Source organism: Streptomyces sp. BI87, from assembly GCF_025957665.1.
GTDB classification, from domain to species: domain Bacteria; phylum Actinomycetota; class Actinomycetes; order Streptomycetales; family Streptomycetaceae; genus Streptomyces; species Streptomyces albidoflavus.
In genome coordinates this window covers 2,004,143-2,029,541 of the sequence record NZ_CP110079.1, presented here as the reverse complement: position 1 = coordinate 2,029,541, position 25,399 = coordinate 2,004,143, and the positions used below count along the sequence as shown (strand labels likewise).

Sequence of the window (25,399 nt, the reverse complement as noted above, 5' to 3'; positions counted from 1 at the left end):
GGCGGGGCTTCGTGCGGTGTTACGAGGCGGAGGTGTCGGCCGGGCGGATGTAGAGGCGCTGGCCGATCGCGGCGGCCTGCTGCACGATCCGGTTCACGGAGTCGGCGTCCACCACGGTGCTCTCCAGCGCCGCGCCGTCGACGTCGTCGAGTCGCATGATCTCGAAGCGCAAATGCTTCTCCCTTCGTCGGTCCTCCGGCCGGGGTGCCGGGGAACGCGTGGTGCGAGACATCAGTCTTGCCCCGTTCCGGTGCCTCGGCATTGCCGGACGGTCAAGAGTGAGTTGCGGGGGAGCGCCACAGCTCGCGGGGCGGCGCTCCGGGAGGTTCAACGTCTCCGGGGCCCGAGAACATTCCCTACGCTAACGAAAATTTTCGCGTATCTAATTACTGACGGGTATCCATCGTGCTACGCGACCCGCCCCCGCCCCCGACAATGGACCGGTGCTGAACGACGACGATGACCTGACCGCGCTCCACGCCCGCATCGACCGCACCAACGAACTCCTGGAACGCATGCTGGCGGAGGTGGCGAAGACCCCCTCCACCCACGCCGTCTTCGTCGACGCCGGCTACCTCTACGCCGCCGCCGGACGCCTGGTCACCGGCACCGAGGAACGCGGCGCCTTCGACCTCGACGCCGAGGGGCTCATCGACGCCCTCATCGACCGGGCCCGCCAGATCTTCGCCGACAGCCGCCTGCTCCGCGTCTACTGGTACGACGGCGCCCGCCGCCGCATCCACACCGCCGAGCAGCTCGCCATCGCCGCCCTCCCCGACGTCAAGGTCCGCCTCGGCAACCTCAACGCCAACAACCAGCAGAAGGGCGTCGACTCCCTGATCCGCGGCGACCTCGAATCCCTCGCCCGCCACCGCGCCATCAGCGACGCCGTCCTCATCGGCGGCGACGAGGACCTGGTCTCCGCCGTCGAGTCCGCCCAGGGCCACGGCGCCCGCGTCCACCTCTGGGGCATCGAGGCCCCCGAGGGCCGCAACCAGGCCGACCCGCTCCTGTGGGAGGTCGACACCCAGCGCACCCTCGACCTCGCCTTCTTCCAGCCCTACCTGACGCGCCGCGCCACCACCCCCTCGTACGACGCCACCGGAACCCCCCGCCCCACCCGCGACGACGTGCGCTTCACCGGTGCCCGCATCGCCGCCCAGTGGCTCGCCGAACGCGGCCGCACCGCCCTGATCGACCTGCTCCCGGGCCATCCCTACCTGCCCGCCCCCGACGACCAGAGCCTCCTCGTCGAGGCGGAGCGCCAGCTCGCCTACTCCCTGCGCGGCCAGTCCGACCTGCGCCGGGCCCTGCGCGACGGCTTCTGGGAGCACCTGCGCACGCAGTACTGAGCCGCCCCGGTCCTATACGTGGGCCTGCCAGAACTCCGCCAGGGCGCGTGCGGTGTCCGCCGGGTTGTCGGTGTTGGGGGAGTGCTCGGCGCCGGGGATCACCACCCGGTCCGCCTTCAGCCGCCGGGCCATGTCGTCCATCAGCTCCACCGGCCAGGTGTCGTCGCGCTCGCCCGAGACCACCTGGACGGGGAGGCCACAGGCGGCCAGCTCCGCCACCAGGTCCGGTTCGGTGCGCAGCTGGCGGCCGGTCGCCGTCAGCTGGGCGGGGGAGTGGCGCAGCCACCGGGCGCGCAGGGCGGTCTCGGCCCGCGTCCCGTCCTCGTCCGGCTCGGCCAGCTCCTCCGGGGTCGCCAGCGCCTGTATCGCGTCCCAGACCTGGCCCATGTCCATCGCGGCCATCGCCGCCGTCAGCAGCTCGATCCGCTGCTGCTGCTCCTCGGAGACCTCGGCGGGGCCGGAGGAGAGCAGGGTCAGCGAGCGGAACGGCTCCGCGTCCCGCAGCACCGCCGCCCGCGCGATCTGCCCGCCCAGCGAGTGCCCCAGCAGATGCACCTGGCCCGGCCCGCGCACCGCCGCCGCCTGCGCCAGCACGTCCGCCGCCAGCTCCGGGCGCGCATACGCCGCCTCGTCCACCGGGCCCGGCGTCTCGTACTGCCCCCGCCCGTCCACCGCGACCACCCGGAACCCCGCCTCGGCCAGCGGCTCCAGCAGCGCGATGAAGTCCTCCTTGCTCCCGGTGTACCCGGGCACCAGCAAGGCCGTCCCCCGCACCGCCCCGGCAGGGCGGGCATCGAGCACGGCGAACTCCCCGCGCTCCGTCACGAGCCTCTCGGCACGGGCGCAGGCGGGCGGAACGAAGGTGGGCGGCTTACTCATGCCCGCAATCTAGCGCCCGCCCGGGTACATGCCGACGGCCCGGCCCCCAGAAGGGAGCCGGGCCGTCGGGCCGGTCGCGTCCGCCGGTTACTCGGCGTCCGCCGGGGCGGCGGTGGCCGCCTTGCGGGTGCGGCGGCGGGGTGCGCGGGGAGCGGACTCCTCGGCGCCGGCCGCCTGCTCGGCCGGTGCCTGCTCGGCCTTGGCGGCGGCGGGCTTGCGGGTGCGGCGGCGGGGCTTGGCCGGGGCGGCCTCGCCGTTCTCCGCCGCCTGCTCGGCGGCCGGAGCCTGCGCGGGGATCTCCGCCTCGGCGGCCGCCTTGCGGGTCCGGCGACGCGGCGCCGCGGCCTCGGCGGCCGCCTCGGCCGCAGCGGTCTCGACGGTCTGGAACGCCGGGGCCTCGGCCACCGGACGGGTCCGGCGACGACGGCGAGGAGCACGCGTCACGGCCTCGGCGCTCTCCGAGGCGGCGACGGCCTCCTCGGCCTTGGCCGGGGCGGACGCCCTGGCCTTCGCCTTCGCCGGGGCGGCGGCCTTGGCCGGAACCTCAGCCTTCGCGGAGGCGGCCTTGGCGGGGGCCTCCGCCTTCGCGGGGGCGGCCTTCGCGGGTGCCTCCGCCTCGGCCGGGGCCTCGGTCACGGCCGGAGCGTCGCCGGCCGCGAGCGCCTCGCCGGAGCGGGTCCTGCGGCGACGGCGCGGCTGGCGGGCCGGACGCTCGCCCGGCTCGCTCCGCTCCTCCTGGCGCTCCTCGCGCGCCTCGGAGCGGCCGCCCCTGCCACGACGCGCGTCCGCGCGGCCACCCCGGGCGCCCCGGCCGCCGGTCTCGCCGAGGTCCTCGAGCTCCTCGGCGGCCAGCCCGGCGCGGGTCCGGTCGGCGCGGGGCAGGGTGCCCTTGGTGCCTTCCGGGATGCGCAGCTCCTCGTAGAGGTGCGGCGAGGTGGAGTACGTCTCGACCGGGTCGTTGAAGGTGAGCTCCAGCGCCTTGTTGATCAGCTGCCAGCGCGGGATGTCGTCCCAGTCGACCAGCGTGATCGCGATGCCGGTGCGCCCGGCGCGGCCGGTGCGGCCGATCCGGTGCAGGTAGGTCTTCTCGTCCTCGGGCGTCTGGTAGTTGATGACGTGCGTCACGCCCTCGACGTCGATGCCGCGGGCGGCCACGTCGGTGCAGACCAGGACGTCGACCTTGCCGTTGCGGAAGGCGCGCAGCGCCTGCTCGCGGGCGCCCTGGCCGAGGTCGCCGTGGACCGCGCCGGAGGCGAAGCCACGGCGCTGGAGCTGCTCGGCGATGTCGGCGGCGGTGCGCTTGGTCCGGCAGAAGATCATCGCCAGCCCACGGCCCTCGGCCTGGAGGATGCGGGAGACCAGCTCCGGCTTGTCCATGGAGTGGGCACGGAAGACGTGCTGGGCGATGTTGGCGACGGTGGCGCCCTCGTCGTCCGGCGAGGTGGCGCGGATGTGCGTGGGCTGCGTCATGTACCGGCGGGCCAGGCCGATGACCGCGCCCGGCATGGTCGCCGAGAACAGCATGGTCTGGCGCTTGGCCGGCAGCATCGTCACGATGCGCTCCACGTCCGGCAGGAAGCCCAGGTCGAGCATCTCGTCGGCCTCGTCCAGGACGAGGGCCTTGACGTGCCCGAGGTCGAGCTTGCGCTGTCCGGCCAGGTCGAGCAGGCGGCCAGGGGTGCCGACGATGACGTCGACGCCCTTGTTGAGCGCCTCGACCTGGGGCTCGTAGGCGCGGCCGCCGTATATGGCGAGGACGCGGACGTCGCGGACCTTGCCCGCGGTGAGCAGGTCGTTGGTGACCTGCTGGCACAGCTCGCGGGTGGGGACGACGACGAGGGCCTGCGGGGCGTTGGTGAGCTGCTCGGGCTTGGCCCGGCCCGCCTCGACGTCGGCGGCGACGGTGACGCGCTCCAGCAGGGGGAGGCCGAAACCGAGGGTCTTGCCCGTACCGGTCTTGGCCTGGCCGATCACGTCGGTGCCCGAGAGGGCGACCGGCAGCGTCAGCTCCTGGATGGGAAAGGGGTTGGTGATGCCGACGGCTTCGAGGGCCTCGGCGGTCTCGGAAAGGATTCCGAGTTCTCGAAAGGTAGTCAGGGCGCTGGCCTCTTCTGTGAGACGCGGTACGAGGCGAACGCGGGGATCTTGACCGTGCCGTTACCGCCGGCCGCCGCCGCGAAAGGGGGCGGGCCGGGTGGCACGGGACCACAGCCGACGCTCGAGCGATCGTGCCGCTGAGGGTCCCGCCGCACGTCGGTCGCGCGTGTGCGATCAGTGCTGATCACCGCACGGCCCGGCGCCGGAGGGCTGTCGGGTCGGAGCCGATCGGGCCACCGACCGGGCATCCTCATTCATACGGCCCGCCGAATATTCGGCAGGCGCATTACCACTGTACCCCGGATTCGCGCATACGTGTTGGGCGAATTGACGACGTAGCCCGTCTCACAGCCCGCGACCGCTCCCGTCGGCCCCGCGTCACCGGGCTATTGTGCGGTCGAGCCCGCACCGCGCCGCCGCGGTGACAGACCACCCGACCGGGGACAGCGCGTTCCCGCAGCCGGCCCAGGCCGGTGGCCGTTCGCTAGGAGACTGATGGAGACGCCCGACACACCCGCAGCCGAGACGCCCACGGGCATCGCCGCCCAGAACTGGGAGACCGCTGCCGCGGAGCCCCAGTACCGGGCCGCCGTCGTCGACCTGCTCGGCGCGCTCGCCTACGGTGAGCTGGCCGCCTTCGAGCGGCTCGCCGAGGACGCCAAGCTGGCGCCCACCGTGGCCGACAAGGCGGAGCTGGCGAAGATGGCGTCCGCCGAGTTCCACCACTTCGAGAAGTTGCGCGACCGCCTCACCGCGATCGACGTCGAGCCGACCGAGGCCATGGACCCGTTCGCCGCGGCCCTCGACGGCTTCCACCGGCAGACCGCGCCCTCGGACTGGCTGGAGGGCCTGGTCAAGGCGTACGTCGGGGACGCCATCGCCAGCGACTTCTACCGGGAGGTCGCGGTCCGGCTCGACTCCGACACCCGCGACCTCGTCCTGGAGGTGCTGGACGACACCGGCCACGCGGAGTTCGCGGTCGGCAAGGTCCGGGCGGCCATCGAGGACGACCCGCGCCTCGGCGGGCGGCTCGCGCTGTGGGCACGGCGGCTGATGGGGGAGGCGCTGTCGCAGGCGCAGCGGGTGGTCGCCGAACGCGATGCCCTCTCCACCATGCTGGTCGGCGGCCTCGCCGACGGCTTCGACCTCGCCGAGGTGGGCCGGATGTTCTCCCGCATCACCGAGGCGCACACCAAGCGGATGGCCGCGCTGGGCCTGGCCTCCTGAGCCGCGCCTGACGAGCCCGGGTCAGGCGGGCCGGGCGGTCCGCCTGACCGGCCGCCGCCCGGCGGGCCGGACCAGCAGCGAGAGCAGCGCGACCGCCATCACCAGCGCGCCGCCGAGGATGACCAGCGGCTGGGCGCCGCCGAGCGCGGTGTGGGTGACGAAGGCGCCGAGCAGACCGCCGGCGGCGCCGGTCGGGCCGACCAGACGGGGGTCGGGGAGCCGGTGCGGCAGCCACCGCAGGGCGAGCCACGCCACGGCGAGTCCGATGGCCAGGGCGCCGACTGTCTCCACGATCACTGGGTCCCCCTCACTGGGCTCCGCGGACGGCTCCGTCCGCCGCAAATCGGTCGTAGCCGGTCCTACCCGGGCTGTCACGGGGACAATCATCGGTTCGGGTGCTCCCGGGAGCCGTGAGAGGGCCGTACGCGGTGCCGGGGCGGGCCGGGGCCCTTCCCGCCGTACCCGCCCGGAGCCATCCGTACGGAGCAGGCGTGCGCCGGGCATGCGGAAGGGGCGCCTCCGTACGGAGGCGCCCCTTCCGGTCTGGCGGACGCTCCCGGCGGGCCGGGGCAGTCCAGGTGTCCTACAGCGCGGCGTTGAAGCCCACCCGGCGGGTGGTCGGCTCGCCCAGCTCCACGTACGCGATCCGGTCCGCGGGGACCAGGACCTTGCGGCCGTGCTCGTCCGTGAGGGACAGCAGCTTCGCCTTGCCGGCGAGCGCCTCGGTCACGGAGCTCTCGACCTCCTCGGCGGTCTGCGCGCTCTCCAGAACGATCTCGCGCGGCGCGTGCTGCACGCCGATCTTGACCTCCACGGCTATGTCCCTCCGAGGGTCGGTGTTGTGCGCGAAGTGCGCCCTTCGCGCCCACATTAGCCCGGTCGTGCCGGGCGCCGGTCCCCGCGGCCGAACGCCGGTAGCGAACAGCGGGCGGGGGCGGCGGAGCGGCGGGCTCCGGTCAGCCGCCCTGCTCCGTGTGCTTCGGGAAGCCGGCGATGCCCCGCCAGGCCAGCGAGGAGAGCAGCTGGACCGCCTTGTCGCGCGGCACCGGGCTCGCGCTGGAGAGCCAGTACCGCGCCACCACCTGGGAGAAGCCGCCGAGGCCCACGGCCAGCAGCATCGACTCCTCCTTGGGCAGCCCGGTGTCCTCCGCGATGACGGCGCTGATCGCCTCGGCGCACTGGAGCGTCACCTTGTCGACGCGCTCGCGCACCGACGCCTCGTTGGTCAGGTCGGACTCGAAGACCAGCCGGAAGGCGCCGCCCTCGTCCTCGACGTAGGCGAAGTAGGCGTCCATCGTCGCGGCGACCCGCAGCTTGTTGTCCGAGGTGGACGACAGTGCGGTCTGGACCGCCTGGAGGAGTGCCTCGCAATGCTGGTCGAGCAGGGCGAGGTAGAGGTCGAGCTTGCCGGGGAAGTGCTGGTACAGCACGGGCTTGCTGACGCCCGCCCGCTCGGCGATGTCGTCCATGGCCGCCGCGTGGTACCCCTGCGCGACGAAGACCTCCTGGGCCGCGCCCAGGAGCTGGTTCCTGCGGGCACGGCGCGGCAGACGTGTTCCCCGCGGACGAGCTGCCTCTGTCTGCTCGATGGCTGTCACGCCGCCTCCCAAGATCGTTGCGTGTGCGGTGTGCGCCGCGTCGGCCATCGTACTTTTCGGTAATCGGGACGTGCGCGGTGCGAGCGCAGAATTTCACGGAGTGAGCGCTTCCGGAACCGTCCGTGGCCAGCCGGAATCCCGCCGGAAGCGGACATACACGAAGAAGCCTCCGGCCGCGGCGGGACCCGCTCGCCGGGTCGGCGGGGTCAGCGGTAGTCGTCCTCGTCGTCCTCGACCACCAGGAGCTGCTCCACCACGTCCGCCTCGTTGGCGGTGCCGGGGTCGATCTCCTCCAGGGCCTCGTCGGCCGCCTCGGGCTCGTCCGGATCGGCCGGCTCGCGCTGCTCGGCCGCGTCTCCCTCGGGCGCCCGCAGCAGCGGGTCGTCCTCGGTCGCCGGGCGGCCGGGTCCGGTGCCGGTCGGGTCGGTGGTCATGGGTGCCGCCTTTCCTCGGGTGCGTGGTCTCGCGTCACCAGGGCTCCGCCCCGCCTTCCGAGCGTAGGAGAGTCGGCGGGGTGACGCGATGCGGTGCGCCTACCCGCCCGGAGCGGTCGCAACGGGCGCGCTCCGTCGCCCCGCGCGCACGGGGTGTGAGCGCGCGGGCGTGACGGCGTGACGCGCCCGCGTCCTGTGACCCCGAACACGCCAAAGGTGGTGTGATCGTCTCGTAACATTGCCGCATGTCTTCGACCGACCTGCCCGAGGTGACCGGCGCCGTACTGCCCATGGTGAGCGCGGTCCGCGTCGAGGAGGGTGAGCGGCTGCGCCAAGTGAGCCTGCCCGGGCTCACGCTGACCGTGCGTTCGCGCCCGCCGTCCCGCGAGGGCCTGCCGCCCGCCCTCTACGTCCACGGACTCGGCGGCTCCTCGCAGAACTGGTCGGCCCTGATGCCGCTGCTGGCCGACACCGTCGACGGGGAGGCCCTGGACCTGCCCGGCTTCGGCGACTCGCCGCCGCCGGACGACGGCGACTACTCGGTCACCGCTCACGCCCGCGCCGTCATCCGCCACCTCGACGCGGCGGGGCGCGGCCCGGTCCACCTGATCGGCAACTCGCTGGGCGGCTCCGTCTCCACCCGCGTCGCCGCCGCCCGCCCCGACCTGGTGCGCACCCTGACCCTGGTCTCGCCGGCCCTGCCCGAACTGCGCATCCAGCGCTCCGCCGTCCCCACCGGCCTGCTCGCCCTGCCCGGCATGGGCGCCCTGCTGGGCCGCCTCGCCCGGGACCTGACGGCCGAACAGCGCACCCGCGGCGTCCTCGGCCTCTGCTACGGCGACCCGGCGCGGGTCTCCCCCGAGGCGTTCCGCAACGCCGTCGAGGAGATGGAACGCCGCATGGCGCTGCCGTACTTCTGGGACGCCATGGTCCGCTCGGCGCGCGGCATCGTCGACGCGTACACCCTCGGCGGCCAGCACGGCCTGTGGCGCCAGGCGGGCCGGGTGCTCGCGCCCACGCTGCTCGTCTACGGCGGCCGGGACCGGCTCGTCGGCTACCGGATGGCGCGCCGTGCCGCCGTCGCCTTCCGCGGGTCCCGGCTGCTGACTCTCCCGGACGCGGGGCACGTCGCCATGATGGAGTATCCGGACGAGGTCGCGGCCGCCGTCCGTGAGCTGCTCGCGGACGCGGGGGAGAACCTGCCGCCCGTTTCCCGCCGCAGCACCGGGTCCGCCGCCGCGACCGCAGACGAAGTGTCGCCCGCCGACGGCGCGGGCGACCCGAGCCAGGGGAGCTGAACCCGCGCGTGGGACGTCACCGTCGCCCCTCGTCGTCCGCCGGGTCCGCCGCGCAGGGGCGGGCCAGGCCGGGCGACACCGGCGCCACCGAGCAGTACCCGGCCGACGGGCCGCCACCCGGGGCCGCCGCCCGCCGGGCGGCGCCCGGCGCCAGGCCCGTCCCGCCGCCGCTCGCCCCCGAGGGCGTCCGCGGCGGCCACCCCGAACAGCGCGAGCCCGGCGGAGGCTGGGGCCGCGCCCCGTACGGGCCTGCCGCGGCGGCCCGTCGCGGCGGCGGCCGGGAGATGCCCGGGCCGCGCCAGGAGTACCTGGACGCCTTCGAGGACGAGGACCTCTTCGCGCCCGGAGCGCCTCGCAGGTCCCCCGTCCAGGTGACGGAGGAGCGCGGCGGGCGCGCTCCGGGCGCGACGGCGTACGCCTCCGGCGACTTCTTCGCCCCCGAGGAAGCTCCCGCCCCCGCCGGCGCGGGCGGCGGCCACGGCGGCGACGGGGACGACGAGGACGGCGGCGAGCCCACCGGGCCCGACCGCCGCCGGGCCGGACGCGGCTGGGCCGCCGCCGGGGTGGGCGCCGCCGCCGTGGTCACCGTGCTCGCGGTGGTCGTCGGCGGACAGCTGCTCGGCGGCCAGGACGACGGGGCCGCCTCCCGCTCCGCCGCCGACCACTCCGGCCGCGCCGCCGAGGGCACCGCCTCACGCTCCGAGGGCCGCCCCACGCCCGCCTCACCGGCGCCCGCGCCGAAGGCGGCCCCCAGCTACCAGCAGCGGATGGGCGAGAAGCTGCCGCTCGACCCCGACCTGACCGCCGACGGCGACTTCGCGGCCGTCCCCGGCATCGAGAAGGCCCCCGGCAAGGGACGGCTCTTCCGCTACCGCGTCGACGTCGAGAAGGGCCTCGGCCTCGACGGCAAGCTCTTCGCCGAAGCCGTGCAGAAGACGCTCAACGACGACCGCAGCTGGTCCCACGACGGCGCCCGCACCTTCGAGCGGATCGACTCCGGCCAGCCGGACTTCGTCATCACCCTGGCCAGCCCCGGCACCACCGCCGAGTGGTGCGCCAAGTCCGGCCTGGACACCACCATCGACAACGTCTCCTGCGACTCGGCCTCCACCGACCGCGTGATGATCAACGCCTACCGCTGGGCCCAGGGCGCCGAGACCTACGGCGACGCCATACGCCCGTACCGCCAGATGCTCATCAACCACGAGGTCGGCCACCGGCTCGGCTTCAACCACGTCAGCTGCAGCCGTGACGGTGCGCTGGCGCCGGTGATGCAGCAGCAGACCAAGTTCCTGTCCATGGACGGGATCACCTGCAAGGCCAACCCCTGGGCCTACCCCAACTGACCCGCGCCTCACCGGCCGGTCAGCACGCTGAACGGCCCGGCGCAGGGAAAGTTACGCGCGTTCACCCCTTTTGATGGCGCGACGGACAACCGTCCGTCGTACCACCCTCCTGTCCGCATACGTTCTTCCCGCTGCGGGGCCGATGCCCCCGGCGCGAAGACAACGGCGGCTCCCCGCACGGGAGATCGGAGGTGGACAGATGCGCATCGGACTGCTGACCGAGGGTGGCTATCCCTACGCGGACGGCGAGGGCGGACTCTGGTGCGACCGACTCGTGCGCGGGCTCGCACCCCACGAGTTCGACCTCTACGCCCTCAGCCGCACCTCCTCCCAGGAGGAGTCCGGCTGGGTCCCGCTCCCGCCGGAGGTCCACCGGGTCCGCACCGCGCCGCTGTGGAGCGCCGAGGAGGACGGCGCCACCTACGGCCGCCGCGCCCGCCGCCGCCTCCACGCCCACTACGCCGACCTCGCCGCCGCCGTCTGCTCCGGAGCCCCCCGCGCGGACGAGGAAGCGCTCCGCGCCCAGAAGGACCGTTTCCGCAAGGGGCTGTACGGCCTCGCCGACCTGGCCCGCGAGGAAGGCGGCCTGGTCACGGCGCTGCGCTCCGAGGACGCCGTCCGCATCCTCGAACGCGCCTGCCGGGCCCCCGGAGCCCTGCGTGCCGCCCACGACGCCCGCGTCCCCGACCTCCTCGCCGTCGCCGCCCTCATCGAGGGCGCCCTGCGGCCCCTCTCGCTCGACTGGTACGCCGAGAGCGACGCGCGCGGGGCGCACTCCGGCGGCGCGGGGTGGGGCGGACTCGGCAGCGTCGACCTCTGCCACGCCGCCTCCGGGGGCACCGCCGCCCTGCCCGGCCTGCTCGCCCGGCACTTCTTCGGCGTCCCCCTGCTCGTCACCGAGCACCACGTCCCGCTGCGCAGCCACTACCTCGCCGCCGCCGGCCAGGGCTCGACCCCCGCCGTCCGCGCCCTGGGCGCCGCCTTCCACCAGCTCCTCACCGGCGAGGTCTACGACCAGGCCGCCCTGATCACCCCCGGCAGCGCCCACGTCCGCCGCTGGCAGGAGCGGTGCGGGGCCGAGCGGCACCGGCTGCGCACCGTCCACCCCGGGCTCGACGCGACGCCCTTCGCGGAGGTCGGCGAAGGCCCGGCCGGCGATCCCCGCACGCTGGTGTGGGTGGGGCGGATCGAGCCCGGCAAGGACCTCGTCACGCTGCTGCACGCCTTCACCGAGATCCGCCGCGCCGAGCCCGCGACACGGCTGCGCCTGGTCGGACGCCTCGCCCCCGGCGACACCGAGGCCGCCGCCTACCTGGCCCACTGCCGCGAACTGGCCCGCGAACTCTCCCCCGAGGACGGCGCCGTCAGCTTCGAGGAACTGGGCGAGGCCGAGACGGGCCCCGCCGATCTGGCCGCCGCCTACGGGTCCGGCGCTGTCGTCGTCCTCTCCAGCGTGGTCGAAGGCTTCCCGGTCAGCGTGGTCGAGGCGATGCTCTGCGGCCGCGCCACCGTCTCCACCGAGGTCGGCGCGGTCGTCGAGGCGGTCGGTGGTACGGGGCTCGTCGTGCCGCCCAAGGACCCGGACGCCCTCGCCGAGGCCTGCCTCGCCCTGCTCCGCGACCCCGCCCGCCGCGACCGCCTCGGCGCCGCCGCCCGCTCCCGCGCGCTGGAACTCTTCTCCGTCGACCAGAACGTCGAACGCTTCCGCGCGCTCTACCTGGAGCTCGTCTCCCACTACCCGGTCCGCCGCCCCCACACCGACGAGGAAGGCACACCGATGCCCTTCGCCCACCCGGCGGAGACCCGGGTACGCGGCACCTGGGCCGAGGCCGCCCACCCGAACACCGCCGAGACCCCCGGCACGTGGGGACTACCCGCATCCGCACTCCGCGCAGCCGACCAGCTGACCCCCGACGCCGAAGCGACGGGCGCCCGCCCCCGCACCCCGGTCACCGCCAGCGGAGCGGAACTGCGCCGGGTCCCGACCTGGGCCGTCCTGGACGAGACGGCGGCGGCCCGACGGGAGCAGGCGGCCGGTGGGGCGGCGCGGGGGGCGGCTCCGCAGCGCGGTTCCGTTTCGGAGGAGGGCGGCCTTGGTGTGGGGGAGGAGCCTGGTGAGGCTGCGGCCGGGGGGCCGGTTTTCGTGGCGCGAGGTGGTGGGGACGGGGACGGGGCTCCAAAGGGGCTTCCGGCCGGGGGACGGCTGACGGGGCCCGGGCCTGACTCCGCGAAGGCGTACGAGGCGGCCACGGGGCCTGCCTTTCTGGGGGAGCGGTGGAGGGACGGGGCGTCGGGGGGCGCGGGCTCGGGCTCGGGGGGTCGGTCCGGGGGAGAGATGAGCGGGGTGCCGGGTGCAGCGGTGTCGACTGGGTTGGCTCGTGGGGCTGCGGGTGCTTCGGGGGTTTGGCCCGACGGGAGCGTTGAGGGGACATCGGCGGAGAGGGCGGAGATGCCTCCGGGCGGTGAGCCGGGTGGCGGTGGGTGGCGGGCTTCGGGTGTGGGTGTCGGCGCTGGCGATGAGCGGGTCCGGGTTGTGGAGGGGTGGGGCGTGCCTTCGGCGGAGGGCGGGGATGCCGGTGCGGGGCTCTGTCCGGCGCCCGGGGCTTCCGCGGGCCTGGACGGCTCCTCGGGCGGATCGGGGGCGGGCGTCGTGGGGGCGCCGGAGTACCCAGAGGGCTTGGCGTTCGCACCGGGGCCCGGTGCGGCGGCTTACGGCGAACGTTCCGGGGTTCCGGAGTTCGGGGGGTGCGCCGACGCCCGTGTGGATGGTGTGCGGTCTGGGGGTTGGGTTGGTGCTGCGCGTCTGGGTGTTCCGGAGTTCGGGGGGTGCGCCGACGCCCGCGGGCACGGCGTGCGGTCTGGGGGTTCGGTCGGTGCTGCGCTTCCCGGTGTCTCGGAGCTCGCCGGCTGCCCCGACCCTCCCGTGGACGGCCCGCAACCTGTCGGCCCGGCTCGTGCCGCTCGTCCCGGTGCCCCGGAGTTCGCCGCGTGTTCCGACGCCCCAGCAGCCGGTGCGCGCTCCGGCGGCCCGGTCCCTGCCCTGCGCCCCGAAGCCTGGTGTCCGGACACGGAGGCGTCCGCCTCGTCCACGCACCCTCCGGCGTCCTCGGCGCGCCGTGAGGGCCGGGGCCTGGCCATGCGTCCGGACGCTCCGGTTTCCCCCACGCGCCCCGGCGCCGCACCAACTGCCGCGCGCCCCGGTGCCCCGGCGGCCCCCGTGAGCGGGGAGGCGTGGGGATGAGTGCAGGAATGACGGAGGGTGCCGTCGCGCCCTCCACCGCGGCCAGGCCGCTGAGGAATCGCAGGGAGCACACCCCATGACCACGCACCACGCCCCGGGCCCGCTCGACGCGCCCAGCCGCCCCGCCGAGCCCGCCCACTCCGGGCCGGGGGGCCCCGATCCGGCCCGGAGCCTTGCGGGGCCCGGAGCCGCCGACCCGGGCCGCTGGGGCCCCGGTTCCTCCGGCGGCACCGTTGCCAACTCCGCGGTGGGCACCGGCAACAGCCCAGCTCCGGGAAGCAGCGGCCCCGCCGTGGCCGCCCCTCCCGGCGGAGACCCGGTCAAGGCGCTCATGCACCGTCACCGCGAACTCTGCGCCCGCGCCGTCGACCCGCTGGAGATCGCCGCCGCGCTGGAGGCGCACGGGATGACGGACCGCACCGCCGCCCGCTTCCGGCACCGGGACGTCTTCTCGCTGGCGGAGGAGATGTATGCCCGGGTGCCCCGCCAGAGCTCCGACCGCTCCGCCCCACCGGCCTCCGCGCACGCGGCGCCCGAACCAGTTGCAGGTCCGTCCGCGGGCGCGGGCCCGTCGCGGCTGCTCACCCTCGTCCTGCTGCCCGCCCTGCCGGGGGCCCTCTGCGCCGGGCTGCTCGCCGGTCTCGCGCAGGCACCTCCCGGCCGGGCCAGGACCCTCGCCGTGGTGGCGGGCGTACTCGCTGTCCTCAGCGCCGTGCAGCTCTGCCTGCGGCACGGCCCGCTGCGCAGCCCCCGCCCGGCCGGGGTGGCCGTACGGCTCGCCACCCTCTGGCTGCTGGGTTACGCCGTCCTCGGCGACGGCCTCCTCGACGCCGCCGTCCGCGGCGGCCCCGACCGGCTCTGGCCGGTGGACACCTCGACCGCCCTCGGCCTCGCCCTGGCGATGTGGCCGGCGGTGCTCTGCGCCCGGATCTTCACCGGCGGCGCCCGTCGCAGGCTCGCGCGCAGCCGGGGGCTCGGGGAGTTCGCCGCGGCCACCCGACCCCTGCTGCTCGCCTCCCTGACCTGCTACCTCGTCGCGCTGGGCGGGCTGCTCGCGCTGGCCGGAGCCCTGCTCGGCCCATCCCCGGCACTCGCAGGCGCCGGAGCCCTGGGGGCCCTGCTGCTCCTGGCCCGCCTGCTCCTGGTGCACGGGCACCGGGCCACGCCCACCGTCGCCCTCGCCACCGCGGCCGGCGTCGAACTGGCCGTCCTGTGCAGTGTTCTCGCCTCCCGGCTCCCCGGCTGCGACTTCCTCGCCGTACCCGCCGAGACGCTCATCGAGGTGTGCGGCGCCGAGGCGGTACCCACGCTGGCCTGCGCCGTCGCCGCCTTCGCCCTGCTGGTCCGTGCCGTACCGGCGCTCTCCAGGGCCTCCGCCCACACCGACCCCGGCACCCGCTGACCCGCACGGCCGCCCGCGCCGGACACGCTCCCGTGCGCCACGGCCGACGGAGCGCGCGGCGCCGCACCCGAACCACGCCCCTTCCGAAGGAGACCACCAGATGACGACCAGCCGACGCCGGAACAGCCGGGGAGCCGACCGATGAGAGTGCTGCTGATCGGAGCCAACGGGTACATCGGCCGCTTCGTCGCCGACCGCCTGCTCGCCGACCCCGCCGTCCAGCTCACCGCGCTGGGCCGGGGCGACGACGCCGACGTGCGGTTCGACCTCTCCACCGGCAGTCCCGGCGCGCTCACCCGGTTCCTCGACGCCGTCCACCCGGGGGTGGTTGTCAACTGCGCCGGGGCCACCCGCGCCGGAGCCCGCGAACTGACCCGGCACAACACCGTCGCCGTCGCCACCGTCTGCGAGGCCCTGCGGCGCAGCGGTTGCGGCGCCCGCCTCGTGCAGATCGGCTGCGGCGCCGAGTACGGGCCGAGCCAGCCCGGCTCCTCCACCGCCGAGGACGCCGTACCCCGCCCCGGCGGCCCCTACGGCGTGAGCAAACTCGCCGCCACCGAACTCGTCCTCGGCTCCGGACTCGACGCCGTCGTCCTGCGCGTCTTCTCGCCCGCAGGACCGGGTACTCCCGCCGGCTCGCCCCTCGGCCGGCTCGCCGAGGCGATGCGCCGGGCCATGCAGTCCGGCGACGGCGAGCTGAAGCTCGGCGGCCTCGGTGTGCAGCGTGACTTCGTCGACGTCCGCGACGTCGCCCGGGCTGTCCATGCCGCCTCCCTCTCTGCCGCCCAGGGCGTGATCAACATCGGTTCCGGCCGTGCCGTTCGCCTCCGCGACGCCGCCGCCGTCCTCGCCCGCGTCGCCGGCTACGGCGGCGCCCTGCACGAACTGGACACCCCCTCCGGGTACCCGTCCGCCGCCCCCACGGGCCTCCACCACCGCGCCGACCACGGCCAAGGCGGACTCCGCGCCGCCATCGGCCACCCCCGCCCGGACCCGGACCTCGCCCCCTCGCCTGCCGCGTACCCGTACCCCGACGGTTGCGGGAGCTGGCAGCAGGCCGATGTCCGTACCGCCCGCGACCGGCTCGGCTGGCGGCCGCGCATCAACCTGGAGGAGTCCCTCGCCGACATCTGGATGGAGGCGGCGTGCCGTATCTGACCCAGCCCGACATCCAGCCCGCCGTCAGCTCCGGGGAACTCCGTCTCGGCGTCCCCGGATACGCCCACCCCCTGCTGGCCCCGCGCGAGTGGGAGGCGCTGCCGAGTGTCGGCACCGGTGTCCACTGGACCGTCCTCAACGTCGCCGACGGCCCCGGCGAACGGCCTGACCCGCACTGCCTTGAAGCCGCCGGCCGTCTGCGGAACGCACAGGTCCGAGTGGTGGGGCAGCTCGATCTGGCGGGCGGTCAGCGGAGCTTCGGTGCCCTCCTCTCCGACGCCCACCGCTTCCGCGACTGGTACCTCGTCGACGGCTTCTACCTGGACCGCTGCCCCACCGAACGCGCCGCCCTCCCCGAGCTGCGGCGCGTCGTCGGAGCACTGCGGGACCTGCTCGGCGGCGGGCACCTCGTCACCGCCCACGGAACCCACCCGCACCCCGGCTACGCCGAGGTCGCCGACCAGCTGGTGACCTTCAGCGGCCCTTGGCACGACTACCGCTGGTCCCAGGCGCCCGAGTGGACCGCCGCCTATCCGCCGGAGCGGTTCTGCCACCTCGTCCACGGCCTGCCGCGCGGCCACCTCAGCCAGGCGCTGCGCATCGCCCGCTGGCAAGGAGCGGGGACGATCTGGTTCACCGACCGGACCGCCAAGGAGAGCCGAAGTGCCTGCTGGGAGACCATGCCCGGCTACTGGGACGCGATTGTCTCGCAGGTCGGAACGGGTGTCTCGGAATGAAGAAGGGCGTGGCAGTGTTACGGCTAGTGGTCCCCGCCCGTGCGGGGGTTGTCCTGTCCCCGATCGACCAACGGAGTCCCCGTGTCGCTGCCACCCCTGGTCGAGCCAGCTGCTGAGCTCACCGTCGACGAGGTCCGCAGGTACTCCCGCCACCTGATCATTCCCGACGTGGGGATGGACGGGCAGAAGCGGTTGAAGAACGCCAAGGTGCTCTGTGTGGGCGCCGGCGGCCTCGGTTCGCCCGCTCTCATGTACCTGGCCGCCGCCGGCGTGGGCACGCTGGGGATCATCGAGTTCGACGAGGTCGACGAGTCGAACCTCCAGCGCCAGATCATCCACAGCCAGGCCGACATCGGCCGATCGAAGGCCGAGTCCGCCCGCGACACGGTCAAGGGCATCAACCCGTACACGGACGTGATCCTTCACGAGATGCGGCTCGAGGCCGACAATGTGATGGACATCTTCAGCCAGTACGACCTGATCGTGGACGGCACCGACAACTTCGCCACCCGCTACCTGGTCAACGACGCCTGCGTGCTGCTGAACAAGCCGTACGTCTGGGGCTCCATCTACCGTTTCGACGGCCAGGCGTCGGTCTTCTGGTCCGAGCACGGTCCCTGCTACCGGTGCCTCTACCCGGAGCCCCCGCCCCCCGGCATGGTCCCGTCCTGCGCCGAGGGCGGCGTCCTCGGCGTGCTCTGCGCGTCGGTCGGCTCCATCCAGGTCACCGAGGCCATCAAGCTCCTCGCCGGTGTCGGCGACCCGCTGGTCGGCCGCCTGATGATCTACGACGCCCTGGAGATGCAGTACCGCCAGGTCAAGGTCCGCAAGGACCCCGACTGCGCGATCTGCGGCGAGAACCCCACCGTCACCGAGCTCATCGACTACGAGGCGTTCTGCGGCGTCGTCTCCGACGAGGCCCAGGAGGCCGCCGCCGGTTCGACGATCACTCCCAAGCAGCTCAAGGAGTGGATCGACGACGACGAGAGCATCGAGATCATCGACGTCCGCGAGCCGAACGAGTACGAGATCGTCTCCATCCCGGGCGCCCGTCTGATCCCCAAGAACGAGTTCCTCATGGGCACCGCCCTCCAGGATCTCCCGCAGGACAAGAAGATCGTCTTGCACTGCAAGACAGGTGTCCGCAGTGCGGAAGTCCTCGCCGTCCTGAAGTCGGCCGGCTTCTCGGACGCCGTCCACGTGGGCGGCGGCGTGATCGGCTGGGTCAACCAGATCGAGCCGGAGAAGCCCGTCTACTGAGTCCGACGCCACCCCGGCCGCCCGGTCCCCCGGGAGAGCGGCCGCCGGGAGAGCCGTCGCCGTGACGAGGTCCGAGGCCCGTCCGCCCGCGAGGCGGACGGGCCTCGCCTTGTCGTCACCGCCTGTCCGCCGCGCACTCCTTGCCGTCCTTCGGGACGGTGCCGTCCAGCAGGTAGGCGTCCACGGTCCGGTCCACGCAGCCGCTGCCTGATCCGTAGGCGCCGTGCCCCTCTCCCTGGTGGGTGAGGAGGACACCGACTTCCTCGCCCAGCCCGTCGGCGAGGCGCCGTGCGCCTTCGTAAGGCGTCGCCGGGTCGCCCGTGGTGCCGACGACCAGGACCGGCGGGGCGCCCTTCGCCGCCACCCCCGGGGGCTCGGCCACGCCGTCGACCGGCCATTCGTGGCACCAGCCGGCGGCGTCCCAGGCGAGGAACTCCCCGAAGACCGGCGAGATGCTCCGGAACTCGGGCAACAGCTTCCGGGCCTCCTCAGGAGTCGGCCGGTCGGGATCGTCGGCGCAGGATATCGCCCGTTGTGCGTGGCCCTGCGTGCCGTAACGCCCCTGTTCGTCACGGTCGTTGTACGCGTCGGCGAGCCGGAGCAGAGCGGTTCCCGACCCCCGCTCCGCCTGGTCCAGCGCCTCGGTGAGGCGGGGCCGGCTCAGCTCGCTGTAGAGCGTGTTGACGATCCCGGTGAGGGCGTGCGACTCCGTCAGCTTCCGGTCCGACGCCGTCGGCAGCGGTTGGCGGTCGATCCGCTTCAGCAGGGCGGCGATCTCGCGGCTGCCCTGCCGGGGGTCGCGTCCCTCGCTGCGCAGGTAGTTGTCCAAGGCCCGCTGGAAGCCGATGGTCTGGTTCCGCGCGTGGCCGATCATGTCCGCCTCGGGGTCCACGGCGGCGTCCAGGACGAGGCGTCCCGCCCGGCCGGGGAACTGGTGGGCGTAGGCGGCGCCCAGCTGTGTGCCGTAGGAGATCCCGAAGTAGTGCAGGGTCCGGTCTCCGAGGGCGTGCCGCAGGAGGTCCAGGTCGCGGGCGGCCTCAGCCGTGCCGACCCGGGGGAGGAGCTCGCCGGCGCCCTCGGCGCAGCCCCGGCCGAAGTCGGCCGCGTCCTCGAAGTAGACCTTCTCCTCGGCCGCGTCGTCCGGCGTGAGGTCCACCCGCGCCTCCGAGGCGGCGAGGTCCCGGTCGTCGCGGCAGCGGATGCCGGAACTGCCTCCCACGCCGCGAGGGTCGAAGCTCACCAGGTCGTACCGGGCGCGGAGCCGCTCGTACCCTGGGGCGAAGGCCGGGAGCATGTCGAGTCCGGAGCCGCCTGGGCCGCCGAAGTTGAAGAGCAGGGAACCGATCCGCCGGTCCTCGGGTCCGGTGGTGTCCGTCTTGATCAGGGCGATGCCGAGGGTGTCGCCCTGTGGTTCGGCGTAGTCCAGCGGGACCCGCAGCGTGGCGCAACGCCATGCGGCGCCCGGCGCCGCCGTACCGGTGCGTGCCTTGCACGGGCCCCACTTCAGGCGTTGGTCCGTCAGTTTCTCGGGCAAGGGCGGGTCGCCCTTCGCCACGCCCGGCCCCGGCGCCGGAGTGGTGGGTGCGGAGGAGCCGGGAGGTACGTCACCGCCGGTCGGCGGCGGGGCCTCGGCGTCCGGGCGCTTCTCGGCCGTACAGCCGAGTGTGGCGGTGGCGGCGAGCAGGCCCGCGAACAGCAAGGTGGCGGCGCGCAGCAGGCGTCCAGGCTTCATGGTTTCCCCCGTGATTCCCCAGCCGTACCGGAGTTCGGGACGGCTCCGCCATCGTAGAGTTGGCTACGGAGAGTAATCAAGGGGGAAGTGGCGGAACTTCCCGAGCTGACGAGTCTGTATCCGTAAATGTGCAGGTGGAAGTCGGTGTATGGCTGCGGCAAAGCGTGAGGTTTACTTCTGCGGGTGGCGGCGCAGAGTAGCTTTTTCGCGCGAACCGCTGTTCCACTGATGTGCGGACCGCGGACCGCGGACGGCGAAGGGCGGTGGTGGGAGTGAACGGCCGCTCCCACCACCGCCCGTGCGGCCCCGCTCGGAACCTGGTCAGGAGCAGACGGTCCCGCTCTGCGGCACGGTTCCGTTCAGCAGGTAGCCGTCGACCGCCTTGCGGACGCAGGCGTTGCCGCTGTCGTAGGCACCGTGGCCCTGGCCCTTGTAGGTGATCTCGATGCCGACGCCCTTCCCCAGCGCCCTGGCCATCTGCCGCGCGCCCTCGTAAGGGGTCGCGGGGTCACCGGTGTTGCCGATGACGACGATGGGCGCGGAGCCCTCGGCCGACACGTCGGGGTGCTCGGCCGCGCCGGACACCGGCCAGTCGGTGCAGCTCAGCAGGCCCCAGGCGAGGAAGTCGCCGAAGACGGGGGACGCCTTGCGGAACTCGGGGAGCTTCTCGCGGACGTCGGCCTCGGTGTAGCGGGGCTTGTCGTCGGCGCAGTTGATGGCGATGTTGGCGGCCTGCAGATTGCTGTAGGTCCCGTCCAGGTTCCGGCCGGTCATGCTGTCCGAGAGGGCCAGCAGGATGCGTCCGTCCCCGTCGTAGGCGTCCTCCAGGCCCTGCGTCAGGTACTCCCAGAAGTCCTCGGAGTAGAGGGACTGGGCGATGCCGTTCAGGGCGGCGGCCTGGGTCAGCTTGCGCTCGCCGTCCGCGGGCAGCGGCTTCTTGTCGAGCGAGGCCAGCAGGTCGGCGATGCGTTTCTTCACGTCCTCGGGGTCCGAGCCGACCGGGCACTCCTCGGTCGTCGCCGTGCACGCCTCGGCGTAGTTGTCGAGCGCGAGCTGGAAGCCCTTGGCCTGGCCCAGCGAGCCCTGCTCGGCGTTCTGCGTCGGGTCCACGACCGCGTCGAAGACCGCGCGCCCGACCTTGTCGGGGAAGAGGTGGGCGTAGACGCCGCCCAGCTCGGTGCCGTAGGAGATGCCCATGTAGTGGAGTTTCTCGTCGCCGAGCACCTGGCGCATCAGGTCCATGTCGCGGGCCGCGTCGGTGGTGGCCACCTGCGGCAGGACCGTGCCGGAGTTCTTCTCGCAGGCGTTGTTGAACTGCTTCGTCCGCCTCATCAGGTCGGCCCGTTCGGCCGCGTCGTCAGGCGTGGAGTCGGCCTGGAAGAAGTCGTCCAGCTGCGCGTCGTCGAGGCAGGTGACCGGTGAGCTGCGGCCCACCCCGCGCGGGTCGAAGCTGACCAGGTCGTACCGCTTGCGCAGCGTCTCGTAGCTGTCGCCGAAGGCCGGCAGGGTGCTCACCCCGGAACCGCCCGGTCCGCCGAAGTTGAAGATGAGCGAGCCGATGCGCTGGTCCTCGTTCTTGGCGCTGGTCCTCGCCCGCACCAGCGCGAGGTCGAGGGTGTCGCCGTCCGGGCGGTCCCAGTCGAGGGGCGCCTTCATCGTCGCGCACTGCCACTCGGTGCCGCCCGGCAGCGGCGAGGGCGCCGTACCGCCGCCCTGGGCGTCGTCGGGGGCCTTGCACGTCGACCAGTCGAGCTTCTGCGAGGCGAGCCCGCCGGCCGGTGTGGCGCCGTTCTGGCTGCCCGGCTCGTCACTCCCGGAGTCCGAGCAGGCGGAGACCGAGGCGGCGACGGCGAGCACCAGTGCGGTGGAGAGCAGGAGGGTGCGGCTGCGGTGGGGGCGAGTCGGCATGCCCCCATCCTGCGCGTCGCCCATCCCCGGCGCGCGGGGCGGGGTCCGTGCGAGTGAGTACGCCCCCCACTCCACGGGCGCGCCCCCGCGCTCCGAACGCCCTACAGATACCCCTTGCGCGTCAGCTGGTTGAAGAACAACCATCCCGGCAGCACCGGCAGCCACAGCGTCAGCAGCCGGTACAGCAGCACCGCCGGGGCCGCCACCTCCTTGGGCAGGCCGACCGCGATGAGGCCGACCGTCAGCGTGGCCTCGACCGCGCCGACGCCGCCGGGTGTGGGGGCGGCCGACCCGAGGGCGTTGCCGGCGAGGAAGACGACCGCCACGCCCGCGAGGGACACGGTGGTGCTCCCGTCGCCGAAGGCGCGCACGGAGGCGAAGAGGCACATCACGAAGCAGGCGGTCAGCAGCAGCATGCCGCCGATGCCGGTGAGCAGCTTCTGCGGCCGCTGGAGCACGTCGAGCATGCGCGGCACCACACCGGCGAAGAGCGACCGCACCCGCGTGACGATGAACTTCCGCAGGAACGGCACGGCGGTGACCACCAGCACCAGCACGGCGACCGTGAGAAGACCGGCGATCACCGTGCGGGACGGGGTGAGGGACGGCGTCTTCTCGGTGCCGGTGACGTAGCCGAAGAGGAGCAGCAGCAGGATGTGCGACCCGAGTCCGAACAGCTGGGACGCGCCGACGCTGGCCACCGCGAGTCCGGGGCGTACGCCGGAGCGCTGGAGGAAGCGGGTGTTGAGCGCCACTCCGCCGACGGCCGCCGGCGCGACGATCTTCACGAAGGAGCCGGCGACCTGGGCGCTCACGGTGCGCAGGAAGGAGACCCGCTCCGGCACGAAACCGAGCAGGCTCATCGCCGCCGCGAAGTAGCTGAGCGCGGAGAAGAGGACGGCCGCCGCCACCCAGCCCCACTGGACGTCCGAGAAGAGCGTCCCGAACTCGATGTGGGTCAGCTGCGACAGCAGGAAGTACGCGCCGATCGCGCCGGCGATGAAACTGACCAGGGTGCGGGCCTTGATCCGCTCCAGCCGCGCCGGCTCGACCGGGGCCTGCGGGCGGATGCGGAGCACCTGGTGGCGGATCTGGGTGAGCAGATCCTCCTCGCGGGCCTCGTCCAGCGCCTCGTCGATGGCGCGCTTCTCGGCCTGCTTCTCGGCCTTGACGGTCTTGCGGTCCTCCTGCTGACCGGTCTCCCGGCGCAGCTGCTTGGCCTCCTGGGAGGCGTCCAGCACGGCTTCGCGTTCGCGCTGCGAGCGCTCCCGGGCGAGCCGGCGCAGGGTGGACCGGGTCGAGCGGGTCAGTGCGATGGGCTGGAGCAGGGGCAGGCAGTCGGCGATGGTGTCCGGCCCCAGCACGGCGACGGCCGCGGCCACCGACCGCTCGGCGCCGACCCGCAGCCCGAAGGTGGTCAGGAGCTGGGCGATGTCCATCCGCAGCACTAGGTCGCCCGCGGCGATCTCGCCGCCGCGCAGGTCGGTGATGATCACCTTGCCGGAACGATCCACCAGGACGGCGTCCCCGGCCAGCCGCCGGTGGGCGATCCGGCGGGACTGGAGCGCCTTCACCTGCTGCCAGGTGTCGCGCATCAGCTCGTCGGTCACCTCCTCGTCGGCCAGGGAGTCCAGTGACCGGCCGCCGATGTGCTCGTAGACGAGCATCACGGCGTCCGGGCCCAGTTCTGAGGTGGCGATGAGCTTCGGCGCGTTGGCCCCGGCGGCGATGGCGGCGTAGGCGAGGAGTGCCTCCTGTTCCAGCGCCTGGCGCAGGGACTGGAGGCTGCGGCGGGTGGTGATGGTGCGCAGCGTCATGCGGCGCCACACCCGGTAGAAGAAGCCGTGCGCCTGCTGCTCGCGGTCGACCACCGTCACGTCCAGCGGAGGGCCGTCCTCCAGCGTGACGAAGTAGCGCCGGCCGCGGTCGCCGTGGTCCGGCGGCGTCAGCCCGGCCCGTCCGGCCAGCCCCCCCGGCGGCTCCGGCACATCCTCGGCGCGGGCCGCCGCGACCGGCCGGAAGCCGACGTGGCGCAAGCCCGCCAGCAGCGTCTGGCCGGTCGGCCGGACGTTGGGCGAACCGACCGTGTACAGCGTGCCGTAGGCGACGCTCCAGCCGATCAGGATGGTCAGCGCGATGGAGAACGGCGTGGTGTAGCCGGTCACCAGCATGGCGAGCGCGTCGAGCAGCAGCACCACCCAGAGCACCACCCGCCACCGGGGTCTGCGTGCCATGCCGACGGCAGTCATGTACGCGATGACCGGGGCGAGATAGCCGTGCACCGGGTCGGTGAGCGCGTGGATGTCGCCGGGGGAGGGCTGGGTCAGCGCGTCCTGGATCGATCCGGGGGCGGATTTCGCCACCCACAGATCGGTGGCGAGGGTGACCCCGTGGGCCAGCACCGCCGCCAGCACACCGTCGGCGATGCGCAGACCGTCGCGTTTGACGAGCCGCTCGATGGCGAAGGCCACCGGGACCAGCAGCACCGCGATGCTCGACGCCAGGCCGGCGAACTTGATCAGCAGGTCGGGCGCCTGGCCGGTGCCCTCACGGATGTCCTGCTCCAGGCCCGAGGTGGTGCCGTGGGCGAACGCGGCCACCGCGAACAGGACCGCGATGGCCAGCACGCCGATGAGCAGGCGCATCAGGTCCGAGGGCCGGTGCACCCGGGCCGCCAGCAGCGGCTCGTCCACCTCGACCTGGTCCCGCTCGGCCCCCTCCGGGGTGTCCTCCGGCCGGGGGTATTTCAGGAGGCTGGGATGCGGGTCGGCGGAGGTGGCGCCCTGGTCCACGCCGGCGTGCGCGGGCGCTCCGGAGCCGTCCGCGTGTGCGCCCCCGTCGGCCGGGCCGCGGCCCGCGTCCTCGTCGTCGCCGGCGCTCATCCGGCCGCCCCTCTCCCCGTCGGCGGGACGGCTGCCGGGTACGGCCCGGGCGGCATCGTCGTCATCCGGACGCGGCGGCACCGGTGCCGTGCTCCGTCGTGCTTCGGCACTCACACCCGTCCGTTCCGTCGTGTCCTGTCGATCTTGTCTCACCTGTCACCGCCCGCACGATGGTGGCACGAGCGGGCGACACCGCGGGGCATGAGGGGGCAATGCGCGCTGGCGAATCCGCTCTGATAAGCCTCATGGCCCCCCTTTCGGGTCCCGGCCGCAAGCTCCGGCCCACCCCGCCTCCAGCGGACTTTGAGCCGCGTCGGGCGGGCTGTCGGCGCCGTGCGGCAGGATGGACCGGGTGAGCCAGGACACCCCGCCGCCCACGGAACCGCCCGCCCTGCCGCCCTACGCCGAGCGGGTGCTCGACGTGGCCGAGCTGATCCCGCCCGGCCGCGTGATGACCTACGGCGACATAGCCGAATGGCTGGAGGAAGGCGGGCCGCGCCAGGTCGGCCGCGTCATGGCGCTCTACGGCTCGGCCGTGCCGTGGTGGCGGGTCGTCCGCTCCGACGGTGCCCTGCTCCCCGGCCACGAGCGCCGCGCCCTCGCCCACTACCACGCGGAAGGCACCCCGTTGCGCGAGGCCCGGCGTACGGCCGGCTCCCCGGGCAGCGTGCCCCGCCTCGACATGCGCCGCGCCCGCTGGGACGGCGCCACCGGTGACACACCTCACTCCTGACGCCCGCTCCGCGCCGCACCTCGCCAGGCCCGGCGAAGCTCCGCCGCGCTGACCGGTGCGGTTGGCGCGCCCCGGGTTCCGGCCGGGCCGGTGCGCCCAAGCCCCCGGCGTACGC

Annotated in this window: 20 protein-coding genes; 10 read left to right on the top strand and 10 right to left on the bottom strand. The window is 74.0% G+C overall.

Going from position 1 to position 25,399, the window contains the following annotated elements; genetic code table 11:
- Positions 1-19: 19 nt before the first annotated feature.
- Positions 20-172: a hypothetical protein gene (locus OIM89_RS08690; RefSeq protein ID WP_003950703.1), complete on the bottom strand. Its 153-nt coding sequence runs from the start codon at positions 170-172 to the stop codon at positions 20-22.
- 271 nt (positions 173-443) lie between these two features.
- On the opposite strand from OIM89_RS08690, the gene OIM89_RS08685 reads away from it, so the two are divergent.
- The gene (locus OIM89_RS08685; RefSeq protein WP_030695728.1) at positions 444-1,352 is read left to right on the top strand and encodes an NYN domain-containing protein; all 909 of its coding nucleotides are present in this window, start codon (positions 444-446) and stop codon (positions 1,350-1,352) included.
- Between the two features lie 12 nt (positions 1,353-1,364).
- On the opposite strand, the gene OIM89_RS08680 is transcribed toward OIM89_RS08685, so the two are convergent.
- On the bottom strand, positions 1,365-2,231 hold the full coding sequence (locus tag OIM89_RS08680; protein WP_030695727.1) for an alpha/beta fold hydrolase: 867 nt from the start codon (positions 2,229-2,231) through the stop codon (positions 1,365-1,367).
- A gap of 87 nt (positions 2,232-2,318) precedes the next feature.
- A complete protein-coding gene (locus OIM89_RS08675) occupies positions 2,319-4,328 on the bottom strand; it encodes a DEAD/DEAH box helicase (RefSeq protein ID WP_229360173.1) in 2,010 nt (669 codons plus the stop codon).
- Between the two features lie 495 nt (positions 4,329-4,823).
- On the opposite strand from OIM89_RS08675, the gene OIM89_RS08670 reads away from it, so the two are divergent.
- Positions 4,824-5,555, top strand: coding sequence for a ferritin-like fold-containing protein (locus OIM89_RS08670; protein WP_008407955.1), 732 nt, complete (start codon positions 4,824-4,826; stop codon positions 5,553-5,555).
- Between the two features lie 21 nt (positions 5,556-5,576).
- On the opposite strand, the gene OIM89_RS08665 is transcribed toward OIM89_RS08670, so the two are convergent.
- The 4 genes from OIM89_RS08665 to OIM89_RS08650 all read right to left on the bottom strand — a co-directional run bounded on the left by OIM89_RS08665 (position 5,577) and on the right by OIM89_RS08650 (position 7,587).
- Positions 5,577-5,852: a hypothetical protein gene (locus OIM89_RS08665; RefSeq protein WP_030695725.1), complete on the bottom strand. Its 276-nt coding sequence runs from the start codon at positions 5,850-5,852 to the stop codon at positions 5,577-5,579.
- 286 nt (positions 5,853-6,138) lie between these two features.
- Positions 6,139-6,369, bottom strand: coding sequence for a DUF3107 domain-containing protein (locus OIM89_RS08660; RefSeq protein WP_030695724.1), 231 nt, complete (start codon positions 6,367-6,369; stop codon positions 6,139-6,141).
- 142 nt (positions 6,370-6,511) lie between these two features.
- A complete protein-coding gene (locus OIM89_RS08655) occupies positions 6,512-7,153 on the bottom strand; it encodes a TetR/AcrR family transcriptional regulator (RefSeq protein WP_003950710.1) in 642 nt (213 codons plus the stop codon).
- A 206-nt stretch (positions 7,154-7,359) separates the two neighbouring features.
- Positions 7,360-7,587 (bottom strand): hypothetical protein, encoded by a 228-nt coding sequence (locus OIM89_RS08650; protein WP_030695723.1) that lies wholly within the window; start codon positions 7,585-7,587, stop codon positions 7,360-7,362.
- Between the two features lie 245 nt (positions 7,588-7,832).
- On the opposite strand from OIM89_RS08650, the gene OIM89_RS08645 reads away from it, so the two are divergent.
- The 7 genes from OIM89_RS08645 (at position 7,833) to moeZ (ending at position 18,029) form a co-directional block, all read left to right on the top strand.
- The gene (locus tag OIM89_RS08645) at positions 7,833-8,885 is read left to right on the top strand and encodes an alpha/beta fold hydrolase (RefSeq protein WP_151168171.1); all 1,053 of its coding nucleotides are present in this window, start codon (positions 7,833-7,835) and stop codon (positions 8,883-8,885) included.
- A gap of 8 nt (positions 8,886-8,893) precedes the next feature.
- Positions 8,894-10,231 (top strand): DUF3152 domain-containing protein, encoded by a 1,338-nt coding sequence (locus tag OIM89_RS08640; RefSeq protein WP_264491122.1) that lies wholly within the window; start codon positions 8,894-8,896, stop codon positions 10,229-10,231.
- Between the two features lie 199 nt (positions 10,232-10,430).
- A complete protein-coding gene (locus OIM89_RS08635) occupies positions 10,431-13,472 on the top strand; it encodes a DUF3492 domain-containing protein (protein WP_264491121.1) in 3,042 nt (1,013 codons plus the stop codon).
- A gap of 76 nt (positions 13,473-13,548) precedes the next feature.
- A complete protein-coding gene (locus OIM89_RS08630; RefSeq protein ID WP_257380964.1) occupies positions 13,549-14,874 on the top strand; it encodes a hypothetical protein in 1,326 nt (441 codons plus the stop codon).
- A 141-nt stretch (positions 14,875-15,015) separates the two neighbouring features.
- Complete coding sequence (locus OIM89_RS08625) at positions 15,016-16,032, top strand: NAD-dependent epimerase/dehydratase (RefSeq protein ID WP_047467359.1); 1,017 nt, start codon at positions 15,016-15,018, stop codon at positions 16,030-16,032.
- A complete protein-coding gene (locus tag OIM89_RS08620; RefSeq protein WP_030695717.1) occupies positions 16,020-16,769 on the top strand; it encodes a spherulation-specific family 4 protein in 750 nt (249 codons plus the stop codon). The genes OIM89_RS08625 and OIM89_RS08620 overlap by 13 nt, the downstream gene beginning before the upstream one ends.
- 81 nt (positions 16,770-16,850) lie before the next feature.
- Positions 16,851-18,029 (top strand): adenylyltransferase/sulfurtransferase MoeZ, encoded by a 1,179-nt coding sequence (gene moeZ / locus OIM89_RS08615; RefSeq protein WP_008409896.1) that lies wholly within the window; start codon positions 16,851-16,853, stop codon positions 18,027-18,029.
- A 115-nt stretch (positions 18,030-18,144) separates the two neighbouring features.
- Here moeZ and OIM89_RS08610 read toward each other — a convergent pair whose 3' ends face one another.
- The 3 genes from OIM89_RS08610 to OIM89_RS08600 all read right to left on the bottom strand — a co-directional run bounded on the left by OIM89_RS08610 (position 18,145) and on the right by OIM89_RS08600 (position 24,551).
- Entirely contained in the window at positions 18,145-19,761 is a 1,617-nt protein-coding gene (locus OIM89_RS08610) for an alpha/beta fold hydrolase (protein ID WP_226964382.1), read from the bottom strand.
- A 321-nt stretch (positions 19,762-20,082) separates the two neighbouring features.
- Positions 20,083-21,669, bottom strand: a complete 1,587-nt coding sequence (locus OIM89_RS08605; protein WP_257380965.1) for an alpha/beta hydrolase — start codon at positions 21,667-21,669, stop codon at positions 20,083-20,085.
- Positions 21,670-21,770: 101 nt separating this feature from the next.
- The gene (locus OIM89_RS08600) at positions 21,771-24,551 is read right to left on the bottom strand and encodes a lysylphosphatidylglycerol synthase transmembrane domain-containing protein (protein ID WP_030695714.1); all 2,781 of its coding nucleotides are present in this window, start codon (positions 24,549-24,551) and stop codon (positions 21,771-21,773) included.
- Positions 24,552-24,894: 343 nt separating this feature from the next.
- Here OIM89_RS08600 and OIM89_RS08595 point away from each other — a divergent pair, with 343 nt between their 5' ends.
- Positions 24,895-25,284, top strand: coding sequence for an MGMT family protein (locus tag OIM89_RS08595; protein WP_238470221.1), 390 nt, complete (start codon positions 24,895-24,897; stop codon positions 25,282-25,284).
- The last annotated feature ends 115 nt before the right edge of the window (positions 25,285-25,399 follow it).

Coding starts and splice junctions, on each gene's coding strand:
- OIM89_RS08625 (WP_047467359.1), top strand. CDS start 15,016: ATGAGAGTGCTGCTGATCGGAGCCAACGGGTACATCGGCCGCTTCGTC.
- OIM89_RS08605 (WP_257380965.1), bottom strand. CDS start 21,669: ATGCCGACTCGCCCCCACCGCAGCCGCACCCTCCTGCTCTCCACCGCA.
- OIM89_RS08680 (WP_030695727.1), bottom strand. CDS start 2,231: ATGAGTAAGCCGCCCACCTTCGTTCCGCCCGCCTGCGCCCGTGCCGAG.
- OIM89_RS08650 (WP_030695723.1), bottom strand. CDS start 7,587: ATGACCACCGACCCGACCGGCACCGGACCCGGCCGCCCGGCGACCGAG.
- OIM89_RS08610 (WP_226964382.1), bottom strand. CDS start 19,761: ATGAAGCCTGGACGCCTGCTGCGCGCCGCCACCTTGCTGTTCGCGGGC.
- OIM89_RS08630 (WP_257380964.1), top strand. CDS start 13,549: ATGACCACGCACCACGCCCCGGGCCCGCTCGACGCGCCCAGCCGCCCC.
- OIM89_RS08645 (WP_151168171.1), top strand. CDS start 7,833: ATGTCTTCGACCGACCTGCCCGAGGTGACCGGCGCCGTACTGCCCATG.
- OIM89_RS08600 (WP_030695714.1), bottom strand. CDS start 24,551: ATGAGCGCCGGCGACGACGAGGACGCGGGCCGCGGCCCGGCCGACGGG.
- OIM89_RS08635 (WP_264491121.1), top strand. CDS start 10,431: ATGCGCATCGGACTGCTGACCGAGGGTGGCTATCCCTACGCGGACGGC.
- OIM89_RS08670 (WP_008407955.1), top strand. CDS start 4,824: ATGGAGACGCCCGACACACCCGCAGCCGAGACGCCCACGGGCATCGCC.
- OIM89_RS08595 (WP_238470221.1), top strand. CDS start 24,895: ATGGACCGGGTGAGCCAGGACACCCCGCCGCCCACGGAACCGCCCGCC.